Below are 15,812 nucleotides of genomic sequence, written 5' to 3'. Positions count from 1 at the left end.
ATCCCATATCGCAGAATTTACGAGGATGGCCCGATCCGGGCATAGCCCAATTCCGGCACGGCATCGGTTTCCCATTCCGGCTGGAGCGCCGGCTGGGTGGCGGTGCCGGTCTTGGCAATGATGCCCTTGGCCCAGGACAGGCGCGGCGGCGGGTCGATAAAGGCACCTGGCATGTTGACCCGGCTTTCGACGATCCGCGTCACCATGGCATCGATGGCCGCCTTGCGGCCTTCGCGGTTGAAGAAATCGCCCTTGACCTGGATGGTGCCTGCCAGCGCCTTGACCAGATCGGCGGCCAGATCGGCATTCACCGGCTGCGGTTTTTTCCAGAAATCGTCAAGGCGGCCCTGATGGGTCAGGCCGGGCACATCGAACACCGCCGCCCCCAGAACGATGGTGGGCTTCAGCGCCCGCAGGCTGTGCAGGCCGACGGTGGAATTGACCACCACCACGCCCTTGGCGTGGTCCAGCATGGCGTGGAGATTGCCTTCATCGATGAACAGCACGCGATCCTGCACGCCGAATTCCCGGCTGATGCTGGCCACCAGCCGGTCCCAGCGCTCCAGCCCGTTGTCGAGCGGGTGCTGCTTGAAGACGAGGCGGCTGCTCTTCTTCGCATGCCGTGAGAAAGAGGAAATCACCTGCCGCATCATGTCCTTCAGATGCCGGTAGGAGGAATTGGCTCTAATCTGGTAATCGCTCTGCAATTGCAGCGCCACCACGAAGAAATCCTGGTTGTGCTCTTCCAGGAAGGTCTCCGGCAAGGTCTTGGCCTTGCTGCCGAATTTCAGCAGCCACGGCAGGTAATCCACCAGCGCCGAGTAATATTTGTCTGCCGTATAGAGCGGATAGAAGGGGCGTCCGAAGAAGTTGAGGAGGTTGTAGATCACCTCATTGAAGGCTTCCTGGCCGAAGGTGTGCGGATATTTCACTTCGACATCGGCGGGCTCAACCTTGGCGGCGATCTCGCGAATGGTCTGCGGGTCGCTCGGGAAATGCGAGAAACGGCCCATGCCGCCGCGTTCCAGCGTGATCCAGTCGGGCCTGAGATAGCCCCATTCCACCGCGTGACACTGAACGCCCATCTCCTTGCCGAGGCGCGCCGCTTCCTGATGGTAGGGCAGCCGGTCGGCATAATAGACGATGTCGGTGATCCCGTGCTTTTCGATCAACTGGCGCAGATAGCGCGGCCAGCCCTTCAGCGTACCGCGATAATTCTTCGCGCCGCGCTTGCGCCAGAAAATCCGGTCGCCCAAGGTGAAGTTTACATGCAGGGTTTTGACCCCTGCGGTTTCGAAAGCCCTGGCAAATTCCGTCCAGAAAATCGAGGGTGGGCCTTGAAGAAACAGCACAGCCTTGTCGGCAGCAGACACTGTCATGCGAAATCGACCCCTCTTTTTACACTTTCCGGCGGCATCTTATAGGCCATGTTATGATTTTGTCGTATGACCCAAACACCACAGAAGCCTTCAATTCGTTAAGCAAGTCTTTACAAAGCGTGACAGAGACCCGCAATTTTCTTTTTCTGCAAGGCCCGGCCTCGCCCTTCCTGCGTCACCTCGCCGCCGCGCTGGAACGCCGTGGCGCCAGCGTGCACAAGATCAATGTCTGTCTGGGCGATATCCTTTTTTGGAGAAGGTGGCCAATTCATGTCTATCGCGGCCCGGATACGGATTGGAAGGCCTATCTTGACGATTTTCTGTACCGGCACGCCATCACCGATCTGGTGATGCTGGGCGATGGCCGGGAAAAACATGCAGCAGCGATTGCGCTTGCCCGCTCGCTCGGCCTTCGCGTGCATATTTTCGAGCATGGCTATCTGCGGCCCGACTGGCTGACGCTGGAGCCTTTCGGCATGTCCAGCCAGTCCTGCTTCCCAGCCGATCCGCACGCGATCCGGCAGCTGGCGGCGAAGGTCGCTCCGCCTGCGCAAACGTCGCGGCGCTATCGTGCCAGTTTCTTGACCTATGCGCTGTATGATCTGAGCTTCCATGTTCCGAACGTGCTTCTCGGCTGGCTGGTGCATCCGCATTATCGCGCCCATGGGCCGGTGCATCCAGCGGTAGAATATGCGGGATGGATTGGCAAGGCCTTGACGATGCGCAAGCGGCATCGAAATGTCGCAGCGCTTCAGGATTTTTATCTGGGGAGGAAACCGCGCTTTTTCCTGTTTCCCCTGCAACTTCCCGGGGATTACCAGATCCGCCGCCATGCGCCGACCGGCAATCTCCTGACCATCATGGAAGCCACCATGGCGTCCTTTGCCCGCCATGCCGAGGCGGATGTCCGGCTGCTTTTCAAGGTGCATCCGATCGACAACGGCCTCAACCGCTGGCAGAGCCGGATTGCCGCCATGGCCAGCCGTCACGGCGTCGCCGAGCGTGTGGATTTCATCGAGGGTGGCGATCTCGACGCCTTGATCACGGCGTCGCAAGGTCTGGTGACCGTCAACTCCACCGTAGGCCTGACCGCGCTTCAGGCCAACAGACCGGTCATTGCACTGGCGCCTGCCATCTATGACGTTCCCGGCTTGACACATCAGGGGCCGCTCGCCACCTTCTGGACCCGTCCGGAACAGCCGGATGCCACGCTCTTGCAGGCGCTGTTGCGTGCCATGACCGGCACGATACAGGTGCGCGGTGGCTTTCTGGACCGGCAATCCGTGATCGATGGCGCGGAAGCCATGGCCGAGCGGCTGTTCTCACCGCCGATGCTGCCCTCCAGTCCGGCTCCAGAACGTGCGATATTCCGCTATGAAGCGGAGCTGCGGGCAGCGTTTCAATCGCAGCCCGACCCTCAAGCTTATCCGTGACGGCGCTTATCGCGCTGCCAGAAAGCGATAGATGAAGGGGCGGGCCAGCGAGCCGAAGCGCGCCAGAAACCAGAGCGTCAGGCCGAAATGGATCTCGCTGCGCCCGCGTGCGAGCTGCCGGTCGATTTCTGTCGCCACATCATCCGCTGACCAGGGCGCGACGCGGCCCATCAGCTTTTCCGCTTCCGGGGAGCGCAGCGGCAGTTCGGCGGCCAGTTGCGGGGTATCGGTATCGGGCGGAAAGCAGATGGAAATGCCAAGCCGCGTGCCTGCGGCCTCCTGGCGCAGCGAATCCGCAAGCCCCACCAGCGCCGCCTTCGAGGCACAATAGGGGGCATAGCCGTGCAGGCCGATAAAGGCTGCGCCGGAGGAGACGAAGACCATCCGGCCACCCCGGTCCGCCATGCCGGACCAGAGAATTTTCGCGGCATGGATCGTACCGAGAAGATTGGTTTCGATCTGGGTGCGCGCCTCAGTGACATCCATGGCCTGCAAAGGCGAGGGGCGGACGACACCGGCGGAGGTGATCAGCAGGTCACAGGGGCCGTGCTGGCTCTCGGCCGCCGCGATGGCGGCTGTCAGAGCCTGAAAATCCGCCACATCGGCGCTTTGATGGCCGAGCTTTGGCCCATTGCCGAGCAGCACTGCCGCCTCTTGAAGGCGCTTTGCGCTACGGGCGATGAGGGTGACGCTGGCTCCACGCTCGAGATAGAGCCTTGCCAGCGCCAGTCCGATGCCGCTGGATCCCCCGGTGATGATGACATGCGAAGGCGTTAGCGGTGCTGCCCGCAAAAGACGCATCTTGCCCTCAGCGGCCCGCCATGGCGGCCAGAATACTCTGTACATCCATGGAACCGATACCGAAATTGCGCTGGACAAGCGCCGACAGCCGCTCCGCCGTCAGATCGACCGCACGATGGATCTGCTCTTCGCTATGGGCGCTGGTGATGAAGAAGCGCAGCCGTGCCAGCCCCTCCGGGACGGCGGGATAGATGATTGGCAGGGCGTTCACACCCTCTTCGAAGAGCTGGTTGGAGAGTTCCACGGCTCTGAGCGAATCCGCGACGATGACGGGAATGACAGAATAGCCTTCGCTGAGCCCGGTATCGAGCCCCTTCTGGCGTGCCCGCTCCAGGAAAATCCGGCTGTTATTGCGCAAAGCGTGGACGCGCGCCGGTTCCTGCTTGAGGATGGCGAGGCTTTCGAGCGCCGCCGCCGCCAGAGCCGGCGCGAGGCCGACGCTGTAGACGAAGCCGCCGGCCTGCGCCTTCAGGAGCGTCACCAGCGCCTCGCTGCCAGCAATATAGCCGCCACAGCTGCAGGTGGTCTTGGAGAGGGTTCCCATCCAGATATCGACGTCGGCAGAATCAAGGCCGAAATGCTCGAAAATCCCGCGTCCTGTTTCGCCCAGCACGCCAAGCGAATGGGCCTCGTCCATCATCAGCCAGAAGCCGAAGCGCTTTTTCAGCGCCAGCAGGCCCGGCAGGTCGGCGAAATCGCCGTCCATGGAGAAGATGCCTTCCGAGATGACCAGCACGCGCTCATGGGCAGGGGCGATGGTCGAGAGGATCCGCTCCAGGTCGGCCATGTCATTGTGCTTGAAAAGACGGCGGTTGGCGCCCGACAGCTTGATGCCGGTCAGGGCGCTGTTGTGAATGAACTCGTCATGGATGACGAGATCCTTCGGCCCCATCAGACAGCCGATGGCCGCGACATTGGTGAGATAGCCGCTGACGAAGCACACGGCGGCTTCGGTGCGGTAATTCTCGGCGATCGCCCGTTCCAGTTCGGCATGGATGGTGCGCTCTCCGGCCACGACCCGGCTGGCGGAGGCGGAAATTCCATAGCGATCGATGGCGCGGGCGGCGGCCTTCTGCACCCTCTCATCGCCGTTCAGGCCGAGATAGTCATAGGATGCGAAATTGTCGTAGCTGCGATTGCCGATCAGCGCGGTTGCACCACTCGTGCCCTCATGGCCGCGATAGAAGGGATTGGCCATGCCAAGTTGCTGGCTGGCCATTTCCTGCATCCTGACCTGCTTGTATTCCGGAAGATCGGCAAAATCCGGCTGCTTGCGGATCACGCTTTGCTGCAGTTGTTCACTGCGCGACTGGCGGCCCTGCTCCACATTCTGCTTGAGGCCGCGCATGCGGGCCAGAAGATCCTGACGCTTGTTTTCATTCATTCGCAGCAAACCTGTCCTGCCATGAAGGCCTTTCTCTTCCCGAAAAGGCGCTTCGTCCGTCCGTTCCCCCGGCCCACATTCGAATGTTTCCGCGTTTGTGCGAAACGCGTTTTATTGTTCTTTTGCATGTCCGGACTCAAACCAGCTTTTGTATCAGGTCCGGACATTCTTAAAATTCTTCATGCTTCACGCGGTTGTGACGCTTTTTTTGCTGTTGCGCAACAGCGCACGCACCGATTTGCGACGACAAATCGTCAAACCACGCCCCGGAAGGCCTGTTTCAACTCGCCTGGCTTGTATGACGGCGGCTCAATTCGTCCATGATCTTTGCCTCTGCCGGTCCGTCTTCGCCTGCCGAGCGGCCTCGCGCGCTGACTTTTTCGTAAAGCCGCCGCGTCAGGTCGCCCACGCTGGCAGTATCGCCAAGGCTGCTCAGCGGAATTTCGAAGCCTGTCATCTGCTCGAAATTCATGCCGAGCTCCACCGCCATCAGGCTGTCCAGGCCGATTTCCTTCAGCACGCTGTCCAGTCCCACGCTTTCCTTGGGCACGCGCAGCGTTTCGGCAATGGCGCCTGCGAGGATGGCGAACAGCGCCTCCTGCGCCGCCGCGGGGGCCTTGCCCTCCACCAGCGCCACCAGATCGATTTCGCCGCCTTCGGTGCCTGCCGTCATCTGCCCGACGCGGCGCATGACCACTTCGAACAGATCCTCACGGATCACTCTCAGCGACTGGGCCGTGGCCCAGTCGAAATCGGAAATCGTCACCACGGCGGAATCGGCGTTCAAGGGCTGCAGGGCCAGATAGGCGGCCACGCTGTCCAGAGCTTCCTGGGATTGCAGCGCCGTCTTGCCGATGCGCCGTCCCAGGCGCTCGTTGATCTCGCTGTTGCGGGCGAGATAGCCGGCATCGGCAATGGCGCCGAAGCCGACCGCAAGCGCGGGCAGGCCTTCGGCCCGGCGGGCTCGTGCAAGACCTTCGAGGAAACCGTTGGCGGCAACATAATTGCCCTGGCCCGGACTGCCCACCAGCGTCGTCACGGAGGAGAACAGGATGAAGTGATCGAGCCTGTCCTGGCGCGTCAGACGGTCAAGGAACACCGCGCCTGCCGCCTTGACGTCGATAACCGGCCGGTTGCGGTCGCGATTGAGGTTGCTGATGAAGGCGTCATCCAGAACCATCGCGGCGTGAATGACCGTTTTCAGCGGCGCGACGGCGCGCAACTTCGCCAGCAGGGCCTCCACATCGGCCTCTTCGGTGACGTCGCAGGCATGGACATGGGCGGTGACGCCAAGCTTTCGCCAGCGTGCGATGGCCGCCTCGGTTTCGGCGTCGGGAATGCCACGGCGGGTGGAGAGCGCCACATGGCGCGCGCCCTGCTGCACCAGCCAGTCGGCAGCGGCCAGCCCGAAGCCGCCAATGCCGCCGATTACGAGATGCATGCCATCGGGATCGAGAGCCAGCCGGGCCGGTTTTGCCGAAACCACGCTGTCCTTGCCGGAAACCGGCGGCAGGACGACGATCTTGCCGATGTGTCCGGCATTCTGCATCAGCCGGAAGGCATCGCCGATCTCGTCATGCTCGAAGGCGCGGAACGGCAGCGGCGTGAACACGCCCTGTTCGAAGAGCTGGCCGATCTCGCCGAGCAGCCGCCGTGACAATGTGGGCTGCAACACCAGAAGCTGGTCGGCATCGATGCCGAAATAGCTGATATTGCGGCGGAAAGGCCGCAGGCCGATCTTGCTGTCGGCATAATAATCGCGCTTGCCAAGCTCGAGGAAGCGTCCGAACGGCTTGACCAGCGACAGCGATTTTTCCATCGCCTCGCCAAACAGCGAGTTCAGCACCAGATCGACGCCCCCGCCGCCGGTGACGGCAAGCACGTCCTCCACGAAGCCGAGCGAGCGGCTGTCGAAGACATGGTCAGCACCGAGCGTTTGCAGGAAAGCACGCTTTTCCTCGGTCCCTGCGGTGGCGATCACCGTGGCGCCGAAATGCTTGGCGACCTGGATTGCCGCAAGGCCGACCCCGCCTGCCGCGCCGTGGATGAGAATGCTTTCGCCCGCCCGGATGCGGCCAAGCTCGTGCATGGCGTAATAGGCGGTGAGGAAAACGACCGGAATGGTGGCGGCAGCTACCGCATCGACGCCGAGCGGCAGTTTCGCCACGCCTGCGCGGTCCACCCGCACATGGGTGGAAAAGGCGCTGGCGGCAATGGCCATGACCTTGTCGCCGGGCTGAAGATCGGTGACAGCCTTGCCGGTGGCCACGACTTCGCCGGAAAACTCCATGCCGATGGAGGCACCGGCAAAGCCATCCTCCAGCGCTTCTTCCGGCAGAAGCCCCATGGCCCACATGACGTCGCGGAAATTGAGGCCGGTGGCCGCGGTCTTGACCACGACATCCTCGGGGCCGGGTTCAGGAACCGTCGTGCTTTCCCAGCGGATGCTGGTCACTTGCGAGGGCACCTGCTGGCGGATCGTTGCCGCCGGGTAGGACACCGTCTGGCGGCTTGCGCGGGGAAGCGGGCCGGGTACGGCGCGCAGTTCCTTCCAGGCGCCGCTTTCGGGATCGGCCAGGAATTCGCGATTGCTGGCGGCCTGCGAGAGCAATCTCAGGCCGTGATCCAGCATGATTTCCGGGGTGTTGCGGGCAGGTCCCGTATCGACAACACCCATGTCGAGGCTGTCGAATTCGTTGCGCAGCACGCGGGCGAAGGTCCAGAGCCCGGCATTGACCGGGCTTGCCCCTTCCGTCACCGGCGCACCCCCCGGAGCCACCAGAACCAGCTTCAGCTGTTTTTCGCCCTTGCCCTCGCGCCAGGCATTCCAGGCAAGCGCCAGCGTGCTGAGTGACAGGACGCGGTTTTGCAACAGCAGCGAAGGATCGCTTGCCGCCGCCTCCAGGCCCTTTGCGGGCTCGGCGGCCAGCCACACGGCCCCGGCCAGCGCTTCTCCGGCCTCAGCGAAGGCCGTTTTCAGCCTTTCACCATCCGTTTGCGCATCCCCGGTCATCGCCAGAGGTTGAAGGGTGCCGCCTGCAAGCGCCTGTGTGGCAGCCGTCAGCGCCGAGGTTTCCACAGCCGCATCGTGCAGCACCAGCACCGGTCCGCTCAGATGAGAGAGGATGGCGGCATCGACTGCCTTCTGTGTTCCGGCGCGCGAGGCGGCAAGCCCGATCAGGCTGCCCCCTGCTGTCTCGAAGGCCTCTGCCTCGACGGGGGCGAAGCCGAGATTTTCCAGAAGCTTCGTCCAGCTTCCGGCATCGGCGATCCGGCTTAAGGGATATTCCGGCAGTCCCCCCGCCAGGAACCAGCCATCGTCCAGACCGAAGACGAAATCGGCGAAGACCTGCGGCGCGGGCTGCACGGCTATAAGCCGGGTGGCGGAGGCAAGTGCTCCAGCGGCCAGCCGCACGCGCTGGTCGCCCTCGATCAATCCCCGCAGATCTTCACTGCCGCTGACGATGAGGTCGATGCCGTTCAGGCGGTCGAGATCGGCCTCGCCCAGCACCCGCACGGCGGGATCGTTCTCGAAGGCCAGTTCAAGATTGCGACGGCGTCCGCCATCCGGCTCATAGATCGACAGCATGCCGCCTTGGCGACAGATCGCTTCCGAAAGCTTGCGGCTGACATGCACCGAAATGGCGCCCAGTTCCAGCACCTGCGGGGGCTCCTCCGCCTCGAAGGCGTCGAGGGCCTGTTGCAGGGCTGCCAGCAGCGCGTCGATGCGCGCCCGCGCCAGGGGCGCATGCACCGCAAAATGCTCGACGGTTGCCTCGGAGAGCGGAAAATCCGGGTCTTCGCCTTGGGTTTCAATGGCGTCTGCGACGGCGTGGAAGACATCGTTGATCATCACCAGCTCGACCGTGCGGTCGGGATGATCGCGATAGAGTTCCCGTAACAGTTCTTCCACCGGCGGCAGGCCCGCATCGGCATCGATGGACCAGAGACCATTCTCGAAGCTGGCAAAACCGGCATCGGCGAGAAGATGCAGACTGTTGGCCAGGAAGGCGCGCAGCCGTTCCTGTCCGGGAAGATCGGCAAAGTGCACCTTGCCGTCCTTCTGCAACAGCCCGGCTAGACCGTGAATGGCGCTGAGCGTGGCGGCCTGAATCAGCAGCGTCGCATTATCCGCCTCCTGGCGGGCGACGCCGAAACATTCCGGAGCGGACAGCGTCAGGCGCATGGCGTCGGCCGGGCGCGCATCGAGCGCTGTCACTGGAACGGCCTCGTAGTGGAAGGCAAGGCTTTCCAGCGTCTTGTGCTGCTTGAGATAGGTGCGGCGGAAGCGGCTTTCCTTCAGCGAGGCAAGATGTGTTCCGTCCTGTCCGAACAGATGGAAATGTGCCTTGATCGAGGTGGGGCTGATCCGCTCGATTTCGATAACGGCGCGATGCACCGGCTCGCCCATGCTGCGGCTGACGACGCGGCCGAAGCGCACCGGAATATAGGGCGCGCCGCCCCGCTCGCCGCTCAAACGGTCGAACAGCGCCACGAGCCCGTGGAACACGGCATCGACGCTCATCGGGTTGAGGTTGAATTCCACCAGCGGATGGCCGGGCGGGGCTGCCGGATGCAGGAAGACCTCTACGAGCCGCTCGCCATGCAGGAAGGCCTTGTCGAGCAGGCGGAAGCGCGGGCCATAGGTCAGGCCGAAGCTCAGCGCCGTGCGGTAGGCCGCCTCTGCATCCAGAACCACGGGCTCCTTCGTCAGGGCGAAGGCCGGAAGCTCGGTCTCTTCCGATGCCGTCAGCTTGCGGGCGCGGGCGACCGCATGCAGCGTCCAGTCGTCATCGCTCAGGCGCTCGCGCGAGCGGATCTGGATATCGCCGGTTTCCGGCGACATCAGCGTCGAAAGTTCGACCATGCGGCTGTCGCTCAGTTCCAGCGGACGAAGGATCTCGACATTGGCGATTTCCAGTGCGTCCGTGGCGTAATAGGCGCGAGCCGCCGAAAGCGCGATCTCCAGGAAGCCGCTGCCAGGCAGGATGGCGCGGCCATCCACCACATGCTCGGCCAGATCCGGGAAAAGCTTGGCATCGAGATGGTTTTTCCAATGCGGAGCCTGCAGATCGACCCGCCAGCCATTGAGGCGGTAGGTGTTGTCGCCGAAGCGGCCGTAGAGATCGGCCCGGTCACTGGTGGGGTCCGGCTTGATCGTGCTCTTCTCCAGCGGTAGGCCCGGCAGTGCGATTTCCGCACGGCGCGCGCCGAAGACGGCGGCCTCGCGGAGCTCCGCGCCATGGGCAATGGCGCGCGCCAGCGATTGCGCAACCGGATCGACGCCCTCGGGCACCTCTTCCTTGTTGAGCGTCGGCACGACGGAAATGGGCGCGGACACCTGCTGCGCGCTGTCGGCCACATAGCTGCCGAGAATGGCGCGCGGCGAAATTTCCAGGAAGACGCTGCAGCCAAGCGCAATCGCCGCTTCGGTGGCGGCATGGAACTGTACCGGCTGGCGGACATTGCGCCACCAGTAGTCGGCATCCAGCGTATGACCTTCGAGCGCGCCGCCGGTGACGGTGGAAATGAAGGCAATATCGCCATCGCGCGGAGCAATCTGCGGCGCATCGGCGAAGAAGGCGGATTTCGCCTTGTCGATCAGCGGATGGTGGAACGGATAGTTGATATCCAGAACCTGGGCCGGCACCTTGCGCTTGCGCAGCATTTCGCGCAGTGCCGTGATCTCCTGCCTGTCGCCGGAGACGGTGACCGAGTTCGGCGCATTGACGGCAGCCACGACAAGGCTGGTGAAGCCAAGCTCGGCCAGCAGTTCCTGGGCGGCCTTTTCCCCAAGCTTCACGGCGGCCATCGTGCCTTCACCGGCAAGGCTTGCCTGATGCAGCGACCGCTTGGCGATGACGGCAACAGCATCCTCCAGCGTCAGCGCGCCGGCGGCATAGGCGGCGGCCACTTCGCCGACGGAATGGCCATAGGTTGCCGAGGGCACCAGACCGCCTGCGGTCAGCACATCCGCCAAGGCCACCTGAACGGCCAGCAGCAGCGGCTGCGCCAGTTGCGTATCGCCGAGCTTCTCCTCAAGCGCTGCATCGTGCAGGGCTTCTGCGAGGTCGACCGCCGAATGCCGCTTGAAGAGTTCGCTGACGCGGTCGAAGCTTGCGCGGAAACCGGCATTGGCGCGATAGGCCGCGAGCCCCATGCCCGCCCATTGCGATCCATTGCCGGAAAACACATAGGCCAGCTTGCCGTGGCGCGACAGGCTTTCACCCGTCTCGCCGCCGGTCTTGCCCGTTTGCAGCCGCTCGGAAATGGCGGCGCGAATGCTCTCGACACTGCCCTTGGCAACGAAGCGATGCCGCTGCGGAGTGCGGTTTGCCGCCGCCGCTGCCAGCATGCTTGCCTGCCGGGCGGCGTCCGTTTCGGTTTCCAGCGCTTGCGCATAGGCTGAAAGCAGCCGCTTCAGGCTGTCAGCCGTGTGGGCGCTGGCGAGAAACACCGTTTCGCCGGGTGCTGCTGCGGCCGGTGCCGCGTCTGCAAGCGGATCGGCAATGACGATATGGGCATTGGCGCCGCCGAAGCCGAAGGAGTTGATCCCGGCAAGCCGCCGCTCCGCGCCACGGGAAAGCGTCACCGGCTCCCGGGCAACGCGAACATTCAGGCCATCGAAATCGATGGCGTCGTTCAATTCCTCGCAATGCAGAGAGGCGGGCAGATAGTCCTGCTCCAGGGCCATCATCGCCTTGACCACGCCCAGCAGGCCGGAAGCGGGTTCTGAGTGGCCGATATTGCTCTTGATCGAGCCGACGAGAATGGGCTCGCGGCGGCGCTGGCCGATCACGGTGCCGAGCGACCAGACCTCCGCCGGATCGCCGACCTTGGTGCCGGTGCCGTGACCTTCGATGAAGGCAAGGCTGTCGGGGTTCAGGCCGTTGCCGTCGTACACGGCGCGCAGCAGCACGGCCTGCGCCTCGCGGGAGGGAAGGGAAATGCCGTTGGTGCGGCCTGCGGCATTGATACCGCTGGCAAGAATGGTGGCGTGGCTGCGGTCCTTTTCCCGGGCGGCCTTGTCGCTGGCGCGCAGCACCAGCACGGCGGCGCCCTCGGCGCGCACATAGCCGATGCCGTCATTGGAATAGGCCTTGCACAGCCCGTCGATGGAGAGCATGCGCGCCTGGGCGAAGCCGACGAAGGGCAACGGATGCACCAGAACGTTCACGCCCGCGACAATGGCCGTATCCACCAGCCCGGAATTGATTGCCCTGACCGCATGATCCAGCGCCACCAGCGAGGAGGAGCAGGCGGTATCGACCGTCAGGCTCGGTCCATTCAGGCCGAAGACGTGGGAAATGCGGTTGGAAATCACCGAGAGCGTGTTGCCGGTCATGAAATGCGGGCCAGGCCCGGCAGGGTCTTCCGCAGCCAGATTGGCATGGTCGATGTTCGACGCGCCGACATAGACGGCGACATTTTCGCCCTGCAAGCTGGCGACGGGGATATTGGCGTCTTCCAGCGCACGCCAGGTCAGTTCCAGCAGGATGCGCTGCTGCGGGTCCATGAAGGAGGCCTCGCGCCGCGACATGCCGAACAGGCCCGGGTCGAAATCATAAATGCCATCGAGAATACCGGCGGCGAAGGTATAATACTTGCCGGGCGTGCCGATCTCCGGGTGCCAGTAACGGGCAATATCCCACCGGTCGCGCGGCATGGTCGTCACCGTGCAGGCGCGGGCCTTGAGAAGCTCGAACAATTCCTCGGGAGATCCGGCTCCCGGCGCGGCGCAGGCGCGCCCAATAATCTCTACCGTCATCTGGTCTTTCGGGTTTCAGCAGTCTGGGCAGAACCGGACATTACGCACTTTACGCAAGTTGAAGCCTCCAATTAGAGAAGCACCCGGCAAGCGTCAATCATCAACCTTGCGCTTCGCCATTCTGGAGGCTGCCGCCAATGCTGCTTCCGCATGATGAACGTCCCGAGATTGCCCCTTTTACGACCTGTCGTAACCGTCCAACATCAAACGTGATGATGATGTGGTGCGGGCACACTTGTCTTCCAAAGCGGTTTGGCTAGCTTTTGGGGCCAAAGGGAGGCAGAGCATGACATCATCATTGGTAACACGGGAACGGCTTGCCGTTTCGCTGCTTTTTCTCCTCAACGGCTTCATCATGGGCTCCTGGGCAACGCGGATTCCGCTGTTTGCGGAAAAGCTTGGGCTGCAGGAAAGCATTCTTGGCGTGATGATTCTGGTCTTTGGCATCGGCTCCATCGTCATGATGCCGGTGGCTGGCAGCCGCATTGCCCGTTTTGGCTCCCGGCGCGTCAGCGTCGTTTCGACCATCCTTTATCTGCCGACATTGCTTCTGGCGGTGCTGGCGCCGAATATTCCGCTTGCCGCCGTGGCGCTGTTTCTGTTCGGCGGCCTGACCGGAGCCATGGATGTCGCGATGAACGCCAATGCGGTGGAGACCGAGAAGGCCATGGGCCGTTCGATCATGTCATCCTGCCACGCCTTCTGGAGCCTGGGCGGCCTGTTTGGCGCGGGTCTCGGCGGCTGGCTGATCACCGCCGCAGGCCCGCTGGGTCATGTGCTGGCCGTGACCGTCATTGCCGCCATCCTGTTCCTGATCGCCTGGCCAATGATTCTTGCGGATGCGCCGCATCCGGGCGAGGAAACGCCGGCGGGCCGTCTGCCGCTGACCCCGCTTCCCTGGCTGATCGGGCTCGTGGCACTGTTTTCCATGGTGCCGGAAGGGGCCGTTCTGGACTGGGGCGCGCTCTATCTTGGCCGGGAACGCGGTGCCGATGTCGTCTTTTCCGGTTATGGCTATGCCGCGTTTTCGCTGACCATGGCGATCATGCGCTTTGCGGGCGATCTGGTGCGCGACCGCTTCGGTGCCGTGGCAACGCTGCGGGGCTGCGGGGCTGCGGCCATGGCCGGTCTTTTGATCATCGGCTTTGCCGACAATAATATCCTCTGCCTCTTCGGCTTTGCGCTGGCAGGCATCGGTATTTCCAATCTGGTGCCGATCGCCTTTTCGGCGGCGGGCAACCTGCCGGGGCTGGCGCCGGGGGTGGGGCTTTCGGTGGTAACCACCATGGGCTATTCCGGCATTCTGGTCGCACCGTCGCTGATCGGCTTCATTGCCCAGCATACCTCGCTCGGCCTCGTCTTCCGGGGGCTGCCGCTTCTGCTGCTCGTGGTGCTGCTGTTGTCGGGGCTTGCCCGCCACGCGGACCGGGCCGAGGACAAGCGCGCGGCATCGTTCAAGCCCGAGCCCCATGCTCCTGCATAATTCCTTAAATCGGAGTGGATTTAAGGTGAAAATTATGCAGCAGCTTTAAAGTGTTACAGCGTCCTTTGTGCGTTTGATAAAACGCACGGCGCTGTAATACCAAGGCTCGAAGATGCGTCAGCCTCCTCGCCTTGAAAGAATTTCGAATATCTCAATTGCGTCAGTGGCTTGAGATATTCGAAAGAAGAATACCAAGAGTCATTTTCAATGACGCTTGGTATAAGGGCTGATGCTGTCATGATGTTGACAAGCCGCCATGATTGATCCACCTGAAGGAGAAACAGCCCTCAAAGAGATCAGGATCATGGCGTCTGCCGCAGAATATGAGCCCAAACCCCGCCGTGCCTCGGTTGCCGTCGATGTGGGCGGCGTCATTGTCGGAGGCGGCGCGCCGGTTGTGGTGCAGTCCATGACCAATACCGATACGGCGGATGTGGATGCCACCGTTGCGCAGGTGGCTGCCCTTCATCGCTCCGGTTCGGAAATCGTTCGCATCACGGTCGATCGCGATGAAAGTGCCGCTGCCGTGCCGAAAATTCGCGAGCGGTTGCTGCGGCTCGGTATCGATGTGCCGCTGGTGGGGGATTTTCATTATATCGGCCACAAGCTTCTGGCCGATCACCCGGCCTGCGCCGAGGCTCTGGCGAAATACCGCATCAATCCCGGCAATGTCGGTTTCAAGGACAAGAAGGACAAGCAGTTCGCCGAGATCGTCGAAATGGCGATCCGCTATGACAAGCCTGTGCGCATCGGCGTCAACTGGGGCTCGCTCGATCAGGATCTGTTGACCCGGCTGATGGACGAAAACCAGCAGAACGGCTCGCCGCTCTCGGCCCGGCAGGTCATGCATGAGGCCATCTGTCAGTCCGCACTGCTGTCGGCGGAGCTGGCCGAGGAGATCGGCCTGCCGCGCAACCGCATCATTCTATCGGCCAAGGTCAGCCAGGTGCAGGACCTGATCGCCGTCTATTCCATGCTGGCGGAACGCTCGGACCATGCCCTGCATCTGGGGCTGACGGAAGCGGGCATGGGTTCCAAGGGCATTGTCGCCTCGTCTGCTGCCATGGGCTATGTGCTGCAACAGGGCATCGGCGATACCATCCGGGTGTCCTTGACGCCGGAGCCGAACGGCGACCGCACCCGCGAGGTGCAGGTGGCGCAGGAATTGTTGCAGGTCATGGGCTTCCGGCAGTTCGTGCCGGTGGTGGCGGCCTGCCCCGGCTGCGGGCGCACCACGTCCACGGTGTTTCAGGAACTGGCGCAGAAGATCCAGGACGATATCCGCAAGAACATGCCGATCTGGCGGGAAAAATATCCGGGCGTCGAAGGGCTGAACGTTGCCGTCATGGGCTGCATCGTCAACGGTCCGGGCGAGAGCAAGCATGCCGATATCGGCATTTCCCTTCCCGGTACGGGCGAAAATCCGGCGGCTCCGGTGTTCATCGACGGTGAAAAGGCCATGACGCTGCGCGGTCCGCGCATTGCCGAGGAATTCGAGGCCCTGGTCATCGATTACATCGAAAAGCGATACGGCCAGAAAACAGCAGCAGAATAGGGACATTCC

7 protein-coding genes are annotated in these 15,812 nt (G+C 62.8%); 3 read left to right on the top strand and 4 right to left on the bottom strand.

The window, feature by feature from the left end; genetic code table 11:
- Positions 1-17 precede the first annotated feature (17 nt).
- Entirely contained in the window at positions 18-1,379 is a 1,362-nt protein-coding gene (locus tag QO005_RS18540; RefSeq protein ID WP_307159552.1) for a capsule polysaccharide biogenesis protein, read from the bottom strand.
- A gap of 119 nt (positions 1,380-1,498) precedes the next feature.
- On the opposite strand from QO005_RS18540, the gene QO005_RS18535 reads away from it, so the two are divergent.
- On the top strand, positions 1,499-2,812 hold the full coding sequence (locus tag QO005_RS18535) for a capsule polysaccharide biogenesis protein (RefSeq protein WP_307159551.1): 1,314 nt from the start codon (positions 1,499-1,501) through the stop codon (positions 2,810-2,812).
- A 6-nt stretch (positions 2,813-2,818) separates the two neighbouring features.
- On the opposite strand, the gene QO005_RS18530 is transcribed toward QO005_RS18535, so the two are convergent.
- From QO005_RS18530 to QO005_RS18520, 3 genes are all read right to left on the bottom strand, one after another.
- A complete protein-coding gene (locus QO005_RS18530; RefSeq protein WP_307159550.1) occupies positions 2,819-3,613 on the bottom strand; it encodes an SDR family NAD(P)-dependent oxidoreductase in 795 nt (264 codons plus the stop codon).
- A 7-nt stretch (positions 3,614-3,620) separates the two neighbouring features.
- The gene (locus QO005_RS18525; RefSeq protein WP_307159549.1) at positions 3,621-4,997 is read right to left on the bottom strand and encodes an aminotransferase class I/II-fold pyridoxal phosphate-dependent enzyme; all 1,377 of its coding nucleotides are present in this window, start codon (positions 4,995-4,997) and stop codon (positions 3,621-3,623) included.
- Positions 4,998-5,277: 280 nt separating this feature from the next.
- Complete coding sequence (locus QO005_RS18520; protein WP_307159548.1) at positions 5,278-12,765, bottom strand: type I polyketide synthase; 7,488 nt, start codon at positions 12,763-12,765, stop codon at positions 5,278-5,280.
- A 286-nt stretch (positions 12,766-13,051) separates the two neighbouring features.
- Between QO005_RS18520 and QO005_RS18515 the strand changes: the two genes are divergently transcribed.
- Together QO005_RS18515 and ispG are read left to right on the top strand one after the other, a co-directional pair.
- Complete coding sequence (locus QO005_RS18515; protein WP_307159547.1) at positions 13,052-14,248, top strand: MFS transporter; 1,197 nt, start codon at positions 13,052-13,054, stop codon at positions 14,246-14,248.
- A 304-nt stretch (positions 14,249-14,552) separates the two neighbouring features.
- Positions 14,553-15,803 carry a flavodoxin-dependent (E)-4-hydroxy-3-methylbut-2-enyl-diphosphate synthase gene (gene ispG, locus QO005_RS18510; RefSeq protein WP_307159546.1) on the top strand — a complete coding sequence of 417 codons (1,251 nt, stop codon included), beginning with the start codon at positions 14,553-14,555 and terminating at the stop codon, positions 15,801-15,803.
- The last annotated feature ends 9 nt before the right edge of the window (positions 15,804-15,812 follow it).

The organism is Allorhizobium paknamense, from assembly GCF_030815125.1.
GTDB classification, from domain to species: domain Bacteria; phylum Pseudomonadota; class Alphaproteobacteria; order Rhizobiales; family Rhizobiaceae; genus Allorhizobium; species Allorhizobium paknamense.
The sequence above is the reverse complement of the archived record's forward strand: the minus strand, read 5'-3'. Positions and strand labels throughout refer to the sequence as shown.